The following is an 18,568-nucleotide window of genomic DNA, read 5'->3' as shown; positions in this document are numbered from 1 at the left end:
GCCGTTCCAGCCGCCACCACTGGGCCGGCGAGTCGGTGTCCTCCCACTGGTGGACGGGGGCGGGCGGCTCGGTGTTCGGTCGGCCACCGGTCCCGCTCCGTACACGCCTCGGACCCGGTCTCCGCACCGCAAGGCCGTCCGAGGCGTCCCCCGTGCCAACAACCTTGTGGTGGATGGGCATTGTCCGAAAGGGCCCTCTGGGCAGGACATTCAATTCGGACAATGATGCGGGTGCGGCGGGACGGGCCCGCCCGGGGGTGGTGGCATGGACGCGCGGCCGGACGGAACGAGGCGCCAGGCCCGACTGGGCAGGCCGGAGCGGTTCGTGGACCCGCAGGCCGGCCCGGTGGAGCGGCTCGCCTGGGAGCTGCGGCAGTTGCGCGACCGGGCCGGTGCCCCGAGCTACCGTGCGCTGGCGAAGGCCTCGCACTACTCGGCCAGCACGCTCGCGGAGGCCGCGAAGGGCGAACGCCTGCCGTCGCTGGCCGTGGTGCTCGCCTACGCGCGGGTGTGCGGCGGCGGGCAGGCGGAGTGGCAGGCCCGCTGGGAGGCGGCCTCCCGGGCACTGCGGGGCCCCTCGGCGGGAGCGGAGGCGGGCGGCGAGGACCGTGCGGACGGAAGCGCTCCGGCTCGCGACCCGTACCTCGGGCTGGCCCCGTTCGGCACCGCAGACGCCGGCCTGTACTTCGGGCGGTCGGAACTGGTGGGCGATCTGGTGCGGCTCGTGGACCGCCACCGGCTGACGGCGGTCGTCGGCGCCTCGGGCAGCGGCAAGTCCTCACTGCTGCGGGCGGGGCTGCTCCCGCGGCTCGACGAGTCCTGGCACACCGCCCTGCTGGCCCCTGGCGACCGCCCGCTGCACGCACTGGCCTCGGCGGTCTGCGCGCTGACGGGCGGTGACACCGAGGCGCTCGCCCGCGTCCTGGCCGGCGAGCCCGAGGCGCTGGGGATCGCGCTGGACACCTGGCTGGTCACCCAGCCGGCCGACCGGCGCGCGGTCCTCGTCATCGATCAGTTCGAGGAACTCTTCACCACCTGTCCGGACGCCGGGGAACGGGAAGCGGTCCTGGCCTGCCTGGCCCTGACGGCCGACGACCGCACGGCCTGCGACCCCGTGGCAGGCCACCGGGCCGCCGCGGCCCGGGTGCGGTTCGTCATCAGCGTGCGCGCCGACTTCTACGACCGCTGCCTCGCCCACCCCGAACTCGCGGGCGCCCTGCGCCGCGGCGCCCAACTGCCGGTCGGCACCCCCACCCGGGGCGAGCTGCGGGACATCGTCACCGAACCCGCCGCCGGAGCGGGCGTCGTGGTGGAACCCGAACTGCTGGAGGCCGTCCTCGCCGAGGCCACCGACCAGCCCGGCGCCCTGCCGCTGGTGGCCCACGCGATGCGCGAGGCCTGGACCCGGCGCAGCGGGGATGTCCTGCGGCTGGCCGACTACCAGGCCACCGGCGGCATGCGGGGAGCCATCACCCAGACCGCCGAGGCGGTGTACGCCGGCCTTCCGCCCGGACACCAGGAGGCCATGCGGATGCTGTTCCTGCGGCTCACCGCCCCGGGCGAGGGCACCGAGGACACCCGCCGCCGCCTGGCCCGCGCGGAACTCGACGGCCTCGCCGACGCCGGGACCATCGACGACCTGCTGCACCGGCTCGCCGCCGCGCGGCTGATCGTCCTGTCCGACGGGACCGTCGACGTCGCCCACGAGGCGGTCATCCGCTCCTGGCCGCGGTTGCGCCACTGGCTGGACGTCGACCGCGAGGCCCTGCGCGCGCACCGCCGGCTCACCCAGGCCGCCCGGACCTGGCACGAGCTCCACCGCGACCCGGGGGCGTTGTACCGCGGCGCGCAGCTCGCCGGTGCCCGGGGCTGCTCGCGGTCGGGCGGCTCGACGCTCAACCGTCTGGAGGCCGCCTTCGTGGCGGCCAGCACCACTGCGGACGACCGGCTCAGCCGCCGCAGGCGCTGGACGGTCGTCGCGCTGGCCGTGCTGACGGTCCTCTCACTGGTGCTGGCCACGACCGCGTACGTCCAGAAGACGCAGTCCGACGCGCAGCGCCGGATCGCGGTCTCCCACGAACGGACCGCCCAGTCCCGGCAGTACCTGGAGAAGGAGCCCGAAACCGCTGCCCTGGTCGCACTGGAGGGCTACCGGGCGGCCCGCACCACCGAGGCCCGCGGCAGTCTGCTGAGTGCCTACGGCGCCTACACGTCCAGGCAGTTCGCCGGTCACGGTAGCGCCGTCCTGGCCGTGGCGTACTCACCTGACGGCCGCACCCTGGCCACCGGCAGTGCCGACCACACCGTGAAGCTGTGGGACACCGCCACCCACCGCATGCTCGCCACCCTGACCGGCCACGGCAGTACCGTCATGACGGTCGCCTTCAGCCCGGACGGCCGCACCCTGGCCAGCGCCGGCGCCGACCGCACCGTCCGGCTGTGGGACCTCGTCTCCGGGCGCACGACGGGCATCCTCACCGGCCACACCGGCGCCGTCTGGTCGGCGGCGTTCTCCCCTGATGGCCGCACCCTCGCCACCGGTGGCGCCGACCGCACCGTCCGGCTGTGGGAGGTCTCCTCCGGGCGCACGAAGGGCATCCTCACCGGCCACACCGACTCCGTCCGGTCGGTGGCGTACCTGCCCGACGGCCACACCCTGGTCACCGGCAGTGCCGACCGCACCGTCAACCTGTGGGACACCGTCACCCCCCGGATGTCGAGCACCTTTCTCGGCCACACGGGCGCCGTCACCACAGTCGCCGTCAGCCCCGACGGCAGCACCCTGGCCACGGGCAGCGCCGACCGCACCGTCCGGCTGTGGAGTCTGACCTCGTACACCGGCACGGCCGTCCTCGACGGGCATGCGCAGGAGGTGAGCCAGGTCGCGTTCACCGCCGACGGCCGTACCCTGGCGACGATCGGCCAGGACAGCACCTTCGCCTGGTGGGACGTGGCCGAGCGGCGGATGACCGACACGTTCCACGAGACCAACTCCACCGCCCCCGCGCTGGCCCTCTCCCCCGACGGCACCGAGCTGGCCACCACCGCCGCCGACCACATCGTCCACACCTGGGACGTCCGGACCCGCCGAACCACCGCCACCATCGGCACCGCGGACGGCACCACGACCGTCGCCGCCTACGCTCCCGACGGCCGGACGCTCGCCGTCGGCCACGCCGAAGGCTCCGTCACCCTGTGGGCCACCGACCCGCCCCGTCCCCTCACGACCTTCACGGCACACGACCAGGACATCATGCACCTGGCGTTCTCCCCGGACGGACAGCTGCTGGCGACCGTGAGCTCCGGGAACACGGTGCGGCTGTGGGACGCCGCGTCGGGCCGCCCGGTCGCCTCGCTCGAAGGCCACACCGGCAGCGTGTCGAGCGTCGCGTTCTCCCCCGACGGCCGCACCCTCGCCACCAGCAGCTACGACCGGACCGTACGCCTGTGGGACCTGGCCACCCACCGGCCGACGGCTGTCCTCCTGGGGCACACCAACATGGTTGCCCGGGCTGTCTTCTCCCCCGACGGCCGCACCCTCGCCACCAGCAGCTACGACCGCACGGTACGGCTGTGGGACCTGGCCTCGCGGGCGGAGTTCGCCGTCCTGCCCGAGGACACCGCCGCCCTCACGGCCCTGGCGTACTCCCCCGACGGCCGCACCCTCGCCACCGGCAGCGCCGACGCCACCGTACGCCTGTGGGACGTGGCGAAGCGCCGCAGCGTCGCGACCCTCACCGGCCACATCAACACCGTCTTCTCCGCCGCCTTCAGCGCCGACGGCCGCACACTGGCCACCACGGACGCCAGCGGCAGGGTCTGCCTGTGGGACGTGGCCGGGCAGCGGATCACCGCACGGCTCGACGGCCACACCAGAGGCGTGCACGGAGCCGCCTTCAGCCCCGACCGGAGCTCGCTCCTCACCGTAGGATCGGACGGGTTACGGCTGTGGCCCACGGACGCGGACCGGATCGCCGACCGCGTCTGCGAACTGAGCCGGACCAACCGGTGGTTCGGGCTCTTCCCTGAAGCGACCCTGGGCGACGTCTGCCGCTGAGCGGAAGCCGTCCGCACCACTGCCCCGGCGCCGGCCGGGGCGAGGTGGGCAGCACCGTCGCTACGCGCTGGGCGAAAGGTCACATCACTCGGCTGCCTCCGTCCCACAGTGGTGACCATGCCGAACCGAGTAGCCGTCCTGTCCGACATTCACGGAGTCCTGCCGGCCCTGGAAGCAGTAATCGCCGAACCGGACGTCAGCACCGCCGATCACATCGTGCTCACCGGCGACATCACCGCCGGCCCGCAACCCGCCCAGGTTCTCGACCTCCTGACCAGCCTCGGCGACCGCGTCATCTGGATCAGCGGCAACGCCGACCGCGAACTCCTCGAATACCGCCGCGGACAACGCGAAACGATCCCCGATCCGATCGCTCCCTGGGCAGCCGAACAGCTCCGCGAAGACCATCTCGACCTCCTCGGCTCGCTTCCACGATCACTTTCCCTGTCCGTGAACGGCCTGGGAAGAGTGCTGTTCTGCCATGCGACCCCTCGCGACGACGAGGAGGTCGTCCTGGTCGACTCCCGCCTCGACCGCTGGGAGGAGGTCTTCGACGGACTCGATGCCGACATTCGCACCGTGGTCTGCGGCCACACCCACATGCCGTTCGTCCGCCTCGCCCATGGCCGACTCGTGATCAACCCCGGCAGCATCGGGATGCCCTACGGCCGAACCGGAGCGCACTGGGCCCTCCTGGGCCCGGGCGCCGAACTCCGCACCACACACTTCGACCTCCAAGCCGCAGCCACCCGGCTCAGCCAGGACTCGTCCTATCCCGGCATCACCGAATGGGCCGACTACTTCCTCTACGCTCGCGCGACCGACGCCGACGCCCTCGCAGCCTTCGCCCCACGGGACGGACGCGGCCCCAACCCGTGACAATCGCTCCCCCTCCACGACGTCCGGGAAAGGCTCACACAGCGACCCGGATCGGTGCTGCGCCGTGCTGTCCGGCCGGACCGGTGCGCCGACGAGCCGGGGTGATCCCCGCAGTCGGCTTCCTGTTCGCCGCCGACGCAGCCCCGTCGTCAGTCGAGGCCTTCGACGATGCGGAAGTCGCGCTCGACGCCGTCGGCAAGTGCGGCCAGCGCCTCCTGGTAGGCCGCACTCGCGTGTGCGGCGACCGCCTGTTCGAAGCTGTCGAACTCGATCAGGACGGTGCGCCCGGCGATTCCGGCGTCGTGTGCAACGACCCGGCCACCCCGGACGAGCACCCGCCCGCCCGCGGCCTTGACGGCTGGACCAGCCAGCTTGTTGTAGGCAGCCAGCTTCTCGGGGTCCGCAATGGCGCGGTAGGCACTGACCCAATAGCCCTTGACCACGGTACCTCCTGTGTTCGGAATCGATGCTCAGAAGCATGCTCGGGTCCATGGCCGGCGCGCTGTGGGTGAGCGAGCCGACGGAGACGGCGTCGAAGTCGGACGGCTTCGATCCTCAGCTTCCCATTCGACTCGACCGGCCCGGGCCCGGCACATCGACCGGGGCCGTGATCGGATTGGTCTCGGGTGAGCGTCGGCGGGCGAGGGCGAGTCCGGCCGTCGTCGTGATCACCATCGCGGCGACGCCGACCAGCGCCGCGGTCGTGTAGGCGTCGTCGTTCGGGAAGAGGCGACCCGTGGCGGTGCCGGCGGCCAGGACCAGACCGCCGATGGCGCTGCCCAGGGAGTACCCGACGCTGCGGACGACGTAGTTGAAGCTCATGGCGCTCGACGTCTCGCTCTTGGGGGTGACGGCCAGGATGACGCCGGGCACGGCGGCCGAGAAGCTGCCCACGCCGAAGCCCAGCACACCCATGGCCGCGAGCAGTTCGGCCAGGGTGGACCGGGCGGTGGCGAACAGGACGAACCCGCCGCCGACGACGGCGGCGCTCCCGGCCAGGAGCAGGGGGCCGTCGATCCGTTCGCGGACCCACGGCGTGAGCTTGCCGGCGACGAACCCCAGCACGGAGAACGGGACGAGGACCAGCCCCGCCGCGAGGGTGGTCAGTCCGAAGCCGTACCCGGCGCTTTGCGGCGTCTGCGCGTAGCGGGTGATGAGCGTGAGCAGGAGGTACATGCCGCTCCCGCCGACGAACATGGCGATGTTCGCCCCGGCGACCGCCGGGTGCCGCACCGCCCGGACGTCGACCAGGGGCGTCCTGGTTCGCAGTTCGGAGACGGTCCAGCCGCAGAGCAGGAGTACGGCGGCGACGGCGAGGGTCACCGCCACGGCGAGGTGTCGGCTCCACAGGCTCCTCTCGCCGGCCAGGAACAGGACGAGGAACAGTCCACCCGCCAGGACGAGCGCGCCGGCCACGTTCACGTGAGCGGAGCGGCCTTCGGGAGCGGCGGGCACGGAGCGCCACGCGGTCACGAAGGCGATGGCGGTGACGAGCACGCCGAGGCCGTAGGCGGCCCGCAGACCGCCGAACTCGGCGAGCAGCGCGGCCAGCGGGTAGCCGACGCCGGCTCCGATGATGGAGACCACTGAGATCAGGGCGATCGTGGCCGCGCTGCGATCCCCGGGAAGATGGTCGCGGGCCACGCCCATCATCAGCGCCGTGAGACCGAGTCCGACGCCTTGGGCCGCTCTGCCCACGAGCAGCCAGGCGAACGGCAGCGGCAGCACGGTGAGCGCGCTGCCGACGACGACGATCGCCAGCGTGGCGAGAACCGTGGCCCGCCGGTGCGGACCGGCTCCGAGCCGGCCGAGGACGGGTGTGGCGACGGCGCCGCTGAGCAGGGCGATGGTCAGCGTCCACTGCGCGCTGTCGAGGGAGACGTGGAACGTGGTCGCGACGCTGGTGACGAGCGGCGTCCCGAGGCTGGCGACCGCCGCCACGACCAGGGCGATGAACATCAGGGCGGGGACCAGCGGACGTGCCTCGGAACGTATCAGGGCCGTGCTCATGGGCCGGTCATGAGCCCGGGCCCCGGTCACCGGTCCGAGTCCTCTCGGGTGTGGCTTTCGAGCTCCGCCAGATGCAGCAGCGCCGGAAGGGCTGCTGCCAGGGCCTCGACCTCGTCACCGGTGAGTTCCTCGACCAACCGCGCGTACGCGTCGACGCCCGCCCGGCGTCGCGTCCGGACGTACGACGCGCCGGCCTCGGTCAGGCACACCAGTGTGACCCGCTTGTCGGACGGATCGCCCTTCCGCTCGACCAGCCCGGACTCCTCCATCACCCGGACCAGGACGGTCATCGCGGGCTGGGTGACGCCCTCGGACACCGCCAGATCGGTGATCCGTCGCGGGCCGGTCTTGTCCAGGGTGGCCAAGGTGGCGGCGGACGTCAGGCTCATGTCGCGGGGAAGGCGTCTCACGGCCCTGGTGGCCAGACCGTAGAGGGCTGACCCGATGGCATCGGAAGCGCCGTGCGCGGCGTCTCGGCGGCTCATGCCTGAAGCATAACAGGTTTATATGAATCCTTTATGTATCTCCCGGCCGGGGTTCGGCGACGCAGCCCGGCGGCACCCTGGTGGGCCCGGACAGCCGTGGAGTCCACACCGATCAGGGACAGGTCCACCTCACCGCGCCTCGCGGCCCCGGCGATCTCGCCCTCCGGCAACGCCTCGAAGACGCCGGCGTCACACCACGGACCTGCCCACGCAGGCGAATCCCACAGATTGATCACGCCCAGATACGCCCCCCCAGGTACTTCGGACTGGCTATCCGGAGGCGCGGCCGGTTCAGCCGTCGGAGCTCTCCGGTGGGGGCCAAGGTCCGTCAAAGGCCGGACCGCAGTCAGGGGGAAGGTGGGCCACGACCAACGAAGCCGCCTCATGCGGTGTGAGTGACTCGCCCAGGACACGCTCCGGAACGCCCAGCGGCGCGTACACGGTGCACGACTGCGCGTCGCCCACGATGGACGGCAGGTCGTTGCTCCACGGGAACTGCGTGTTCCTCAAAAAATAGAGAGCCCCGTGGCTCGGAAAGGGGAACAAGGCCCGCAACCGCGGTTCGGCGTAGGCTGCCGCTATGACCGCAGGCTCCCCTCGCCGCGCCGTGGGGTGCCCCTCCAGCATCCCCCGCCAGGTCTTCTCGACAAACGTCTCCTCAGTCATCCCGCGATCATGACGCTCGGACCAGGACAGCACAACCGCCGCAGAGAGCGCTGAAGGCCCGGCTTGAAACCGGTACCTGGGTACAGGATTACCGTCATAGACCCCCCGCACCGGGCGGGGGCAGATGCGAGGAGCACGCCAGGACCGGGCTGACCCGAGTGCCGACGTCCTGCGTTGCCACCAGGTCGATGGACGTCACAGCCAAGATCGAACTGCCGGGCGCGGTGGCGGAGCTGGGTGCCACCTTGGCCATCAGCCCCGACGGCGGCCGTCCGCAACGCCACCGCCGACGGGATCGCCCAGCGCCGGGCCGGCGTCTACGGCCTCGGGGATCAACGGAACCGTGGCGACGCTGAGGTTGATCAAGGTACTGGGGCTCTGCCACGGGATGGATCTTCCGTGCAGGAGTTCGGGCGACGGCCAGGCAGGATGTACCGGAGAGCCCTCGGAACCTGCCGGCCCCCGGGTCCCGTTCTCCACGGCACACCCCGTACGTCCCGCCTGCCCCGGCAGTTCCGTTCGCCGAACGGTCACTGCGACCGTTCGGCGAACGCTTCCGTGGACTTCGCGTTTCGGACACTGACGGGCTGACCCGCGCTGTCCCGCCTCACCTCTCGGTGTCGCTGTCTCAGGTTCCTTGCCGGATCCGCCGGTGGCCTGCAACGATCCGTGAGACAGCCTGGCCACGTCCGCTACGCGGCTTCGTTCACTTCGAGCGAGGCCGTGACGGCGAAGGCCCTCGGGCGGACACCGACCAGAGCACGCACGCGGCCCCGCAGCTACGAGATGACCTCGGTAACGGCTCCGTTCGCCACGATTCCCGGGCCGTGCTGGATCGAGAAGCGCAGGCCCTTCACCAGGACGATCTCGCGGTCCAGAGTGGCAGTCAGGTCGGTGCTCTCGCCGGGTGCTGCCTTTTCGATCCCGTCCGGCAGCTTGATGGATCCGTCGATGATCTTTCCGCGGATGACGAACTTGGGCCGGTAGCCGGCGGTGACGGAGACGTCCCTGCCGCCTTCGTCCGCGCTCAGCACGTAGACGTCGGCCTTGAAGGTGGTGCGTGCGGTGAAGCTGCCCGGCTTGGCCAGGACCTGGCCCACTTCGATGTCCTTGGCGGCCACGTCGCGCAGCAGCACGGCCACGGCCTTCCCGTCCTGCTCCCCGTCGGCCGTACCGTCCACCTCGACCCCTGCGCATTTGGCCACGAGGGACTTGCCACCGCCGACGATCTCGACCTCGTCCCCCGCCTCGACGCTGCCGAGTTCGATGCGGCCCCGTACGACGCATCCGCCCCCCGGGGGAGAGTGGACGTCCACGACGGACATCAGGAACGGCTCGTCGACTGCCGCCTCGGCTGTCTCTTCTGACATGGGTGACTTCTCCTCGTGTGGGGCGGTCCGTGCAGACTGCCGGCGGAACGGGCTGCGACGCCTGGCCGCAGGAGCTGCGGAGCGCGTGCTCGCCCCCTCGACCCATCCGACGGACCGTCAGGTCTCACAAATCCTTCTCACAGTAGTGTCCTGCGGCGGACCGGCCCGACCGGCACGACGACCAACAACAGAGCGCGGTCACCGGCGGTACCGGCGCCCAGACCGTCACCGACACGTTCGGGCACGGCACCAGGCGCCCGACCGACCTCGACATCGACGGGGCCGGCCGGGTCACCACCACCGCGGGACACGACCTCACGGTCGACGGCCCGCACACCTGCGGTACGACGGGCTCCCCGAACACGTTTCGCCTGCCCTTCCCGCAGACGGGAGGCATGCCCTGTGGCTCGTGGGGCAGACGGGAGTGGCGGTGCACGGTCTGCCCCACACAGGCCGTGCACCGTCGTCAGTGCCCGTGCGGTGCGACGGCCACCGGAAACCTCCGCACCGTGCGATCGGGAGCCGTTCGCCGCCCTGCGGTACCGGCCCGGCCAGGCCGGGTCAGGCACAGCTCCGTCCACGTCCGTACGCCGGGCGTGCCGCTCACGGAGCCCCGTCCTGCAGCGGCTTCACGCCGGCCACGCCGTAGAGGATCCTCACGGACTTGCCGCTGCGCATCCGCACGCCGTAGCCGCGTCCCACGGACCACGAGACGAGGTCCCGGACGACCGGGACGACACCGAAGACGTCGACGGGAACGCCGTGGGCCGCGCACGCCTCGACGATCCGGCGGGGGGCGATGAACGCCCGGTGGTCGTGGGAGCCCTTGGGCGCGGCCCAGGTCAGCGGCAGGCCTTCCCCCAGCGTGATGACCGAGAGCCGGGCCAGGAAGGTCTCGGCGATGGTGTCCATGACGAGGGTGCCGCCGGGCTTGAGCAGCCGGCAGCACTCGGCGATCACGTCGAAGGGGCGCGCCACGTGTTCGAGGCAGTACCCGGCCACGACGACGTCCGCGCAGCCGTCGGGAAGCGGGATGTCGTGGATGTCGTGGATCAGGACCTCGTCGACGCCGTGCCGCAGCGCCACCTCCGCGCTCCTGACGGACACGTCGACGCCGATGTGGCGGTAGCCCTTGTCCGCGATGTGCGGATGCAGCAGGCCTCCGCCGCAGGCCACGTCGACCAGCACGGCGCCGGGGCTGCGGGCCGGGGGGATGTGCTCGGCCCGGGTGCGCGCGCACCAGTGGAGGATGGCGAGCGGGCCCCGGCGCTGCCACCACAGCGTCGACCAGGAGTCGTACTCGGCAGGCTCCGCCGTGGCGGGACCGCCGGTGATCGTGGGGGTCCCGGAGGACTTCCGGGAGCGGCGCGTGTGCAGGGCGACCGCCCAGAGCGCGAGCGCGTCGGCGCGGACGTTCGCGGGAGGTCCGTCGCCGCTCCGCCGCTGGTGACGCAGCAGGAAGGCGACGGCGGCGTCGGTGCGCGGCCCGTCGAGGACCCCGGTGGTGTGGGCGGCGATGACGCACCGCGCGGTCTGCGCCACCGTGCTCGGCGTAGCCGTGGCCGGGGTCGCCGTACCCGGGTCGCTCGGCCGTCCGGGGGTGCCGGGGGTGCCGGGGGCTCCCGCGGTGTCCTCGCTCCACCCGCCGTCCGGGTTCTGCTGCTGGTAGATCCACTCCATCGCGCCCTCCACCGCGAGGTGCCCGGCTCCGATTCCGGCGGCTTCGAGCCCGAGCAGGACCTCGGAGGTTTCGCGGAGTCGGCCGCCTCGGCCGTCGTTCCAGAACCCTTCGACGGCCTGCTGCGCCAGCAGGAGGCGGACGGCGCGGCCCACGGCCGGATGCCAGCCGTATCCCTCGGCGCACAGCGCCTCGACGACGTGGGCGGTGACGCCCGGCGCCGGGGGCGCGACGACGCCCGGGCCGGCCGCGGCCCACCGGCCGGGCCGAGCGGAGCGGTGGATGCCGTCGCGCGACCAGCCACCGTTCGCGGACTGCCGTCCGAGGAGCCACAGGACGCCTTCGGCGACGGCGGTGTCCACCTCGCGGGCGCGCGGCGCGTCGACGGCATGCAGGGCGGTGAGGACGAGCGCGGTGCCGGCCACGTCGGACACTCTCATGGGGGCGAGGACGGGCCGGTCGGCCGTGCCGCCGTCCCGGCCGGACAGCAGCCGGTCGAGCGCGCGGTCCACCGCCGGGTCCGAGCCGGCCCGCTCCCCCGCCGCGGCCAGAGCCCGCAGGACGACGGCGGTGTCCACGGCGACCGCCGGGCGAGCGAGGACGTCCTGCCGGGCCAGGGCGTCGAGCGCGGCGCGTACGGCGGGGTGCCGGGTGCCGTGGCCCAGGGCCCACAGGGCGAGCGCGCAGACGGCCGTGTGCGGCCGGTCGCCGCCCCAGTTCCCGGCGCTCTCCTGCCCGTCGAGCAGGAGGCGCTCCGCCTCGCCCAGCGCGTCGCGACGCAGGGGCGGCGGAGCGGTCCGGCCGAGGGCCTGGGCGGTGCGCAGCACGGCGGTGACAGCGGCTCCGCGCAGGCCGGCGCGCTCGCGCCGACCGACCCTCAACGGCTCTGTTTCGATGGGGAGTTCGCGTACCGGGCGGACGGATCCCAGCACGCCGACCGCAGCGGCGAGCGCGCGAGCAGGGCCGTCCGAGCCGCCGGCGGCGGGGGCCCGGGAAGGGGCGAGCAGTTCCGGGGGCAGGAGCCCGAGACCGTTCCAGCCGACCGCTCCGGTGACCGCCAGCAGGAGGTGGGCGGGTTCGGGCTCCAGCGCCTGGATGCCGCCGTGCCGCCCGGTGAACCGCGCGGCGCGGTCGAGGACCGCGTGGTCCGCGGTACGGCCGAGGACCCGGAGGGCGAGGTGGGTGAGCACGGTCGTGGACAGGTCGGAGGGCCCGCCGACCTGTCGGGGGAAGCCTCCGTCGGCGTTCTGCCGTGCGGTGATCCACTCGTGCTGCTTCGCTTCCCGGACCGGGTCGACGGCGTCCAGGAGGCGGTGCACGAGGAGGCCGACGGCCTCCCCGTGGACGTCTCCGGCCGCGCCGTCGACGCTCGCGTCGGCCTCCTCGTCCTGCCGGTCGGCCAGGGCCACGCGTGCGGCCGCGAGGACCTCTTCCGCCGTACGCCCGGCCCCGTCGGCTCGCGGGTCGCTGCGCTGCCCGGTCACCGGGCCTCGCTCCCCTCGCGGGCGCCGTACGACGGGCCGGCGGGGCGGCGGAGGGACACGGCGGCTGCGGGTGCGGGGAGTTGGGGCGCGGGGAGGTGGGGCGCGGTCGCCATGAAGGCAGAGAGTTCGGGTGCGGTGGCTACGGGTGCGGTGTCCAAGGTCAGCGGGCCTCCTGTTCGTCCGGGCGGACGGTGGCGGTTCACCATGTGACGGGCAGGGTCTCGGGTCCCCGGAAGAGCAGACCGGTCTTCCACTTCACGGAGTCCGGCTCGCCGGCGAGCCCGATGTCGGGCATCCGCGCCAGCAGTGCGCCCAGCGCGACCTGGAGCTCCATCCGCGCCAGGGCCGCGCCCACGCAGCGGTGCGGGCCGTGACCGAATGCCAGGTGCTGGCGGGCGGTGGAACGGGTGAGGTCGAGGAGGTCGGGCCCGTCGAAGATCCCCGGGTCCCGGTTGGCGGCGTTGGTCGAGGTCAGCACCGGCCGGCCGGCCGGCACCGTGCCGCCGCCGAGGTCGACGTCGGTCGTGGCGTAGCGCGGGTAGGCGGCGCAGACCGTCAGCGGGGTGAACCTGAGCAGTTCCTCGACGGCGTCGGGGAGCAGTTCCGGGCGGGCCTTGAGGAGCGCCAGCTGGTCGGGGTGGGTGAACAGGACGTAGGCGAAGTTGGCGATCTCGTTCGCCGTGGTCTCGTAGCCGGCGATGAGCAGCAGCATGCACAGGAAGACCAGTTCGTCCTCGGACAGCCGGTCGTCCTGGTCGCGGGCCGCGACCAACTCGCTGATCAGGTCGTCGGCCGGCTCTGAACGCCGAGCCTGGACCAACCCGCCCATGTACGCCAGGAGTTCGCCCATGCTCTCGATCCGGGTCTGTCCGTTGTCGCCGCCGACGAGCTGGTTGACCTCCGTGACCCACCCGTGGAACCGGTGGCGGTCCCGGTACGGGACCCCGAGCAGGTCGCAGATGACACCGATGGGGAACGGGACGGCGAAGTCCCGGACGAGGTCGGCCGGCGGCCCGGTCCGGACCATCGTGTCGACGAGTGAGGCGGCCAGCCGTTCGGCCGACGGGCGCATCAGTTCCGCGCGCTGGGCGGTGAACGAGGCCGCGATGAGGCGGCGGATGCGGGGGTGGTCGGGCGGGTCCATGTCCATCAGGCCCAGCGGCACCAGGTCGGGGGTGACCCGGGGCTGGTCGGTGCCCTCCGGCACGGACCGGCGGAAGCGCGGGTCCGTGAACACCGTCCTGACGTCCTCGTAGCGGGTGACCAGCAGGCCCGGATCGCCGTACGGCATGCGGACCGGGCACAGCGGTTCGCTCGTCCGCGCCCGCTGGTAGAGCTCGTGCAGGTCGAGCGCATGGACCGGCGTGAACGGATAGGGCCGTTCCTGCCCGGTTCCCTCTTTCTCCGCACGCCCCCCGTCGCGGCTCTCGGTACTCATGCCCCACCCCCATTGTCCGGAAGTCCGTTTCCCGGCTCCACCGGGCCGATGACGGCGGACACTAACAGGCCGGTGCCGGGTTCGCAGGGGTCACCGGTGTCCCCACCGGACATCGGTGTCTCTGGACGGAGGCGCATTGCGCGACTTCAATCTGCCGGGTGTCCGGAAGTCGGCCGGGGACCGCGGCCACCGCTCGTTCCAGCGCACTGCGAACCCGACGACGTCGCACTCGGACCCGTTTTCCAGGGCCGTCCGCCAAGGGGGAATAATCAAGAATGCCGGAATCCCGGTTGGAAAGGTCCGAGCCCTCGACCGCCGCTCCCCCGACTTCCGCACGCCCGCTCCCACGGGTGCGGGCGTGGGTTTCGGCGATGGGGCTGCAAATGACCGTGGTGGTGCTGCTCCAGGTGCTGTTCGCACTCTCCGTGGCCCGCCACCTCGGCCCCCTCTCCACGAGCCGGGCGCTGCTCACGCTGGCCCTGTTCGTGCCGGAGTCCGTCTCCCGGCGCCTGCTCAACGACTACGACGATTTCAAGCGCGGCGTGGACGTGCCGGAAACGGCCCGGCGGGGCAGCGCCCTGGCCACCGGCCTTTCCATGCAGCGCGTACGGGCGGTCGGCCTGGCCTGCTTCACGACCGGAATCCTGGCGCTGGGCTGGCTGCTGTACACGGCGAATCCGTGGTCGTTGGCCCTGCTCCCGCTCTCGTTCGCCGTGCTGGTGTATTCCGGCGGGCCGGTCCCGCTCGGACACCACGGGCTCGGCGAACTCATGGACTTCGTCGTCTGCGGTTTCTACGTCGTGGCCGTCGTGATCTGGGTCAATGTCCAGGAACTGCCTTTCGCGGCCGTGATGGCGGCGGTCGCCGCGGGATTCCTCTTCGCCGCGACGATGTTCCACAACGATCTGCGGGACAGCGTCGAGGACCTCAGGGCGGGAAAGCGCACCCTCGCCCATGCACTGTCACCGCGCGCCTCCAAGATCTGCTACGCGGTGTTCGTGCTCGCACCGTACCCGTGCCTCGTCCTCGTCGCGCATGCGCTCGACTCCTGGCGATTCGCCGCCCCCCTGGCCACCCTTCCCTACGCGGTCTGGCTGGTCGTCGGGGTGACGCGGTCCCGACTGGGAGGAACGATGCCGTCGTGGATGCACCTGCCGCGGCTGCTGGCGTCGGTCTTCGCCCTGCTCTCCCTGGCCGTATGGATCTGACGAACCGTCACATAACTCCGACCGTGGTCGAGGTGGTCACCGAATGTCTGTCCTGTGCCCTCCAGCGGTGCACTTCCCCGAGCACGAGGTCACCCTCGCGGACACGCTCGCGACGGCACGCCGGCTACATCCGCGGCATCCGCGCCTGGACACCGTCCTGCGTCTGATCGAGAACACCGGGGTGCGCACCCGTCGCCTCCTCCAGCCCCTGGACCTCACCCTCGCCCACCCCGGCGTCGCCGCACGCACCGGCCTGTACTGGGAGGCGGTGCGCACCCACCTGCCGGCCCTGGTCACGGAGGCGCTGGAGCGGGCCGCGATGTCCCGCGACCAGATCCACGCCGTGGTCTTCGTGTCGTGCACGGCCTTCACCATGCCGTCCCCGATCGTCTGGATGATCAACGAGTTGGGGTTCTCCACCGACGTCGACCAGATTCCGCTCGCGCAGCTCGGCTGCGCCGCGGGCAGCGGCGCGATCAGCGCCTCCGCCCGCTACTGCCGGGCCCACCCGGACCGCAACGTCCTGATCGTGGCCTTCGAACTGTGCTCGCTGTGCTACCAGCCGACCGATACCGACGTGGGCGCGCTCCTCTCGGCCGGCCTCTTCGGCGACGGCTTCGCCGCGGCGGTGATGCGCGGCACGGCCCGCTCGGGCCTCAGGATCGAGCGGTCGGCGTCGGAGACCATTGCGAGCACGGCGGACTGGATCTCCTACGACGTCCGGGAGACCGGATTCCACTTCCGCCTGGACAGCCGGGTCCGGCACACCATGCGCGCGGTCACTCCGGCCATCGGCAAGGTGGTGGAGGAGGCGGGCTGGAGCACCGGAGAGCTGGACTTCGTCCTGGCCCACGCCGGTGGCCCGCGCATCCTGGACGACCTCACCCGGTTCCTGGACATCGATCCGGCGCTCCACCGGTTCAGCCGGGCGGCGCTCTCCGAACACGGCAACACCGCGAGTGTCCTGATCTTCGACTCGTTGGCGCGGTTCTGGGACGACGGGGCGGCCCGGCCGGGTGCGCGCGGCGTCATCGCGGGCTTCGGCCCCGGGGTCAGCGCCGACTTCTCCCTGGGGGTGGTCCTGTGAAAGGCGGTCGAGGTCCTGCCGGGTCCGTACGCGGGAGGCCGGGCGCGCCGCCGGTGGTGCTGATCACCGGCTGCTCCTCGGGCATCGGCCGGGCGGTCGCCCTTCGGGCCGTGCGCGCGGGATTCACCACCGTGGCGACCGCCCGGAAGCCCGAGTCGCTGGCCGAACTCGAAGCCGCGGGCTGCCTGGTGCGCGCACTGGACGTGACCGACGCCGAGGCCCGACACCGGGTGGTGGAGGAGCTCGACGAGAAGCACGGCGGGGTCGACGCGCTCGTCAACAACGCCGGCTACGGCGAGTTGGGCCCCTTCGAGGAGGTCCCGCTGGATCGCTGGGACCGGCAGTTCCAGACCAACGTCTTCGGTCCGGTGGCACTCACCCAGCTCGTCCTGCCGGGGATGCGGGAGCGCGGGTACGGACGCATCGTGAACGTCAGCTCCCTGGCCGGAAAGATCGTGCTGCCCGTGGGCGCCGCCTACCACGCGAGCAAGTTCGCCCTGGAGGCCGCGATGGAGGCGCTCTGGCTGGAGGTGCACCGGTTCGGCATCGAGGTGAGCCTGGTGCTGCCGGGCGCCGTGAACTCCCGCTGGGCGGACAACGTCCCGGAGCAGAACGAGTACGCCGCCGGCGCGTACGGCGACCTGGTGTCCGAGTTGGCGCGGCAGATGGCCGAGCGGCTGCCGCGCGGCGCCTCCGTCGAGTACGCGTCGTCGGTGGTGATGCGCGCGCTCACGGAGAGCCGTCCGCGTCTGCGCTACCCGGTGGGAGCCGACGCACGCGTCCTGCTGCCGCTCAGCCGGATGGTGCCCGCGCGGCTGTGGTCGGCGTGGGTGCGCAGCCACTTCCCCTCGATCCGGCATCCCGCGCCACGGCCCGTGAACCCGCCGACGGTCGACCGGACCCGCCGATGACCGCGGCGCCGCACCCCGGGCGCGGGATCCGTGCGCTGCGGGCCGGGTTGGCACGGACCGGTTCCGCCGTCCGGCCGTCGGACACGGGGTCCCGCGTGGCGGCGGCCGGGGTGCTGGTCGGTGCGGCCGGGCTGGCCGCGGCGTTCCGGGGGCCGCGGCGGGCGCACTGGAGCACGCTCGCGCTGACGCACGGCGCACTGGGGCTGGCCGCGTCGGTCGTGGAACCGTCCGCCCGGCACCGGTCCGCGGGGCGGGAGGACGTCGTGACGGCCCTGCGCATCGGCGCGGGCATGGTCGCGGGGAGCGTGCTGCTCGACACGGTGGTGCGACGCGCCGTGCCCAGGATCGCGGCCGACGCGGAGTCCCTGCGTGCGCTCACCGCCACCGCGGACCCGCTGCGGATGTGCGCGCACCTGCTGCTGGTGATCGCCCCCGCCGAGGAGCTCTTCTGGCGGGGCCTGGTGCAGGGCCGCCTCACACGCCGGCTCGGCGCCGGCCGGGCCGCCGCCGCCACCACCCTGCTGTACGGCCTGGCCCACGTACCGACCGGCAACGCGGCCGTGACCGGCGCCGCCGCCGGCCTGGGCGGCAGCCTGTCGCTGATGCGCGCCCGGGGCGCGAGCCTCGAACGCCTCGCGCTGGTCCACGCGTTCTGGGTGGTGCCGACGCTCCTGGCCGAGCGCGCCCGCGGCGCCGGCGGCACCCCCCGGGGTCCCGCCGCACCCAGGCCCGCACCCGACCACGGCACGCAGGACCGCGGCACGCACCACCACGGCACGCACCACCGCGGCGCCGCCGACGAGAAGGGTCCCGCCATGACGACAGCCCCGGCCGGCAGACGGACCGGCCGGACCGTGACCCTGTGGGGGCGGTTCGCCCAGCGCGTGAACAACGCGGTGCACATCGCCCTGTACGAGCGGACCGGCGGGCGGCTGGGCGGGCGGATGCTCGGCAACCAGGTCGGCATCCTGACCACCGTGCGGCCCCGCGACGGCGGGCCGTACTCCGTCCCCCTGTTCACCTTCCGCGACGGGGCGGATGTCATCGTCGTCGCGTCGTACCGGGGGTCGTCCGGCGATCCCCGGTGGTTCCGCAACCTGCTGGCCGATCCGGACGCGGTCCTGCGCGTCGGCGGCCGCGTGCAGGCGGTGCGGGCGCGGGTGCTGGAGGCGGAGGAGCGGGCCGCCGCGTGGCCGCGCGTCGTGCGCGGCTTCGAGGGGTACGCGGACTACCAGCGCCGCACGACGCGGGAGATCCCCCTGGTCCGGCTGTCCCCGCGACCGGAGCACAGCTGA

The 18,568-nt window shown here is 72.8% G+C and carries 14 protein-coding genes and 1 pseudogene; 6 read left to right on the top strand and 9 right to left on the bottom strand.

Annotated features, from left to right (window positions below):
- The first annotated feature begins 265 nt into the window (after nucleotides 1–265).
- Both ABZY91_RS10305 and ABZY91_RS10300 read left to right on the top strand, forming a co-directional pair.
- Nucleotides 266–4,057, top strand: a complete 3,792-nt coding sequence (locus tag ABZY91_RS10305; RefSeq protein ID WP_355401326.1) for a helix-turn-helix domain-containing protein — start codon at nucleotides 266–268, stop codon at nucleotides 4,055–4,057.
- Nucleotides 4,058–4,174: 117 nt separating this feature from the next.
- A complete protein-coding gene (locus ABZY91_RS10300) occupies nucleotides 4,175–4,936 on the top strand; it encodes a metallophosphoesterase family protein (protein WP_355401324.1) in 762 nt (253 codons plus the stop codon).
- A 149-nt stretch (nucleotides 4,937–5,085) separates the two neighbouring features.
- Here ABZY91_RS10300 and ABZY91_RS10295 read toward each other — a convergent pair whose 3' ends face one another.
- The 9 genes and pseudogenes from ABZY91_RS10295 to ABZY91_RS10255 form a co-directional block, all read right to left on the bottom strand.
- Nucleotides 5,086–5,379 (bottom strand): DUF1330 domain-containing protein, encoded by a 294-nt coding sequence (locus tag ABZY91_RS10295; protein WP_355401322.1) that lies wholly within the window; start codon nucleotides 5,377–5,379, stop codon nucleotides 5,086–5,088.
- A gap of 112 nt (nucleotides 5,380–5,491) precedes the next feature.
- Nucleotides 5,492–6,946, bottom strand: a complete 1,455-nt coding sequence (locus ABZY91_RS10290; RefSeq protein ID WP_355401320.1) for an MFS transporter — start codon at nucleotides 6,944–6,946, stop codon at nucleotides 5,492–5,494.
- A gap of 26 nt (nucleotides 6,947–6,972) precedes the next feature.
- On the bottom strand, nucleotides 6,973–7,431 hold the full coding sequence (locus ABZY91_RS10285) for a MarR family transcriptional regulator (RefSeq protein WP_355401318.1): 459 nt from the start codon (nucleotides 7,429–7,431) through the stop codon (nucleotides 6,973–6,975).
- 59 nt (nucleotides 7,432–7,490) lie between these two features.
- A pseudogene (locus tag ABZY91_RS10280) lies at nucleotides 7,491–7,622 on the bottom strand (IS5/IS1182 family transposase); the annotation flags it as partial.
- Between the two features lie 100 nt (nucleotides 7,623–7,722).
- On the bottom strand, nucleotides 7,723–8,097 hold the full coding sequence (locus tag ABZY91_RS10275; RefSeq protein WP_355401316.1) for a DUF6193 family natural product biosynthesis protein: 375 nt from the start codon (nucleotides 8,095–8,097) through the stop codon (nucleotides 7,723–7,725).
- A gap of 779 nt (nucleotides 8,098–8,876) precedes the next feature.
- Nucleotides 8,877–9,467 carry a hypothetical protein gene (locus ABZY91_RS10270; protein ID WP_355401314.1) on the bottom strand — a complete coding sequence of 197 codons (591 nt, stop codon included), beginning with the start codon at nucleotides 9,465–9,467 and terminating at the stop codon, nucleotides 8,877–8,879.
- A gap of 603 nt (nucleotides 9,468–10,070) precedes the next feature.
- Complete coding sequence (locus tag ABZY91_RS10265) at nucleotides 10,071–12,629, bottom strand: methyltransferase domain-containing protein (RefSeq protein ID WP_355401312.1); 2,559 nt, start codon at nucleotides 12,627–12,629, stop codon at nucleotides 10,071–10,073.
- A complete protein-coding gene (locus ABZY91_RS10260; RefSeq protein ID WP_355401310.1) occupies nucleotides 12,626–12,787 on the bottom strand; it encodes a hypothetical protein in 162 nt (53 codons plus the stop codon). The genes ABZY91_RS10265 and ABZY91_RS10260 overlap by 4 nt, the downstream gene beginning before the upstream one ends.
- Nucleotides 12,788–12,828: 41 nt before the next feature.
- Entirely contained in the window at nucleotides 12,829–14,067 is a 1,239-nt protein-coding gene (locus ABZY91_RS10255; protein ID WP_355401308.1) for a cytochrome P450, read from the bottom strand.
- Nucleotides 14,068–14,438: 371 nt separating this feature from the next.
- On the opposite strand from ABZY91_RS10255, the gene ABZY91_RS10250 reads away from it, so the two are divergent.
- From ABZY91_RS10250 to ABZY91_RS10235, 4 genes are read left to right on the top strand one after another with little or no spacing between them, the layout of a single operon-like run.
- Nucleotides 14,439–15,275 (top strand): prenyltransferase, encoded by an 837-nt coding sequence (locus ABZY91_RS10250; RefSeq protein WP_355401306.1) that lies wholly within the window; start codon nucleotides 14,439–14,441, stop codon nucleotides 15,273–15,275.
- Nucleotides 15,276–15,318: 43 nt separating this feature from the next.
- The gene (locus ABZY91_RS10245; RefSeq protein WP_355401304.1) at nucleotides 15,319–16,362 is read left to right on the top strand and encodes a 3-oxoacyl-[acyl-carrier-protein] synthase III C-terminal domain-containing protein; all 1,044 of its coding nucleotides are present in this window, start codon (nucleotides 15,319–15,321) and stop codon (nucleotides 16,360–16,362) included.
- Nucleotides 16,363–16,415: 53 nt separating this feature from the next.
- On the top strand, nucleotides 16,416–17,273 hold the full coding sequence (locus ABZY91_RS10240) for an SDR family oxidoreductase (RefSeq protein ID WP_355401302.1): 858 nt from the start codon (nucleotides 16,416–16,418) through the stop codon (nucleotides 17,271–17,273).
- The gene (locus tag ABZY91_RS10235) at nucleotides 17,270–18,568 is read left to right on the top strand and encodes a nitroreductase/quinone reductase family protein (RefSeq protein WP_355401301.1); all 1,299 of its coding nucleotides are present in this window, start codon (nucleotides 17,270–17,272) and stop codon (nucleotides 18,566–18,568) included. The genes ABZY91_RS10240 and ABZY91_RS10235 overlap by 4 nt, the downstream gene beginning before the upstream one ends.

Source organism: Kitasatospora sp. NPDC002965 (genome assembly GCF_040611255.1).
Taxonomy (GTDB): domain Bacteria; phylum Actinomycetota; class Actinomycetes; order Streptomycetales; family Streptomycetaceae; genus Kitasatospora.
Note: the sequence above shows the minus strand (reverse complement) of the source record. Positions and strands in the feature narration are given on the sequence as shown.

Bases quoted from the DNA above. Each gene is read 5' to 3' on its own strand.
- ABZY91_RS10255 (WP_355401308.1), bottom strand. From the start codon at position 14,067: ATGAGTACCGAGAGCCGCGACGGGGGGCGTGCGGAGAAAGAGGGAACC.
- ABZY91_RS10300 (WP_355401324.1), top strand. From the start codon at position 4,175: ATGCCGAACCGAGTAGCCGTCCTGTCCGACATTCACGGAGTCCTGCCG.
- ABZY91_RS10285 (WP_355401318.1), bottom strand. From the start codon at position 7,431: ATGAGCCGCCGAGACGCCGCGCACGGCGCTTCCGATGCCATCGGGTCA.
- ABZY91_RS10270 (WP_355401314.1), bottom strand. From the start codon at position 9,467: ATGTCAGAAGAGACAGCCGAGGCGGCAGTCGACGAGCCGTTCCTGATG.
- ABZY91_RS10250 (WP_355401306.1), top strand. From the start codon at position 14,439: ATGGGGCTGCAAATGACCGTGGTGGTGCTGCTCCAGGTGCTGTTCGCA.
- ABZY91_RS10275 (WP_355401316.1), bottom strand. From the start codon at position 8,097: ATGACTGAGGAGACGTTTGTCGAGAAGACCTGGCGGGGGATGCTGGAG.
- ABZY91_RS10305 (WP_355401326.1), top strand. From the start codon at position 266: ATGGACGCGCGGCCGGACGGAACGAGGCGCCAGGCCCGACTGGGCAGG.
- ABZY91_RS10235 (WP_355401301.1), top strand. From the start codon at position 17,270: ATGACCGCGGCGCCGCACCCCGGGCGCGGGATCCGTGCGCTGCGGGCC.
- ABZY91_RS10245 (WP_355401304.1), top strand. From the start codon at position 15,319: ATGTCTGTCCTGTGCCCTCCAGCGGTGCACTTCCCCGAGCACGAGGTC.
- ABZY91_RS10290 (WP_355401320.1), bottom strand. From the start codon at position 6,946: ATGAGCACGGCCCTGATACGTTCCGAGGCACGTCCGCTGGTCCCCGCC.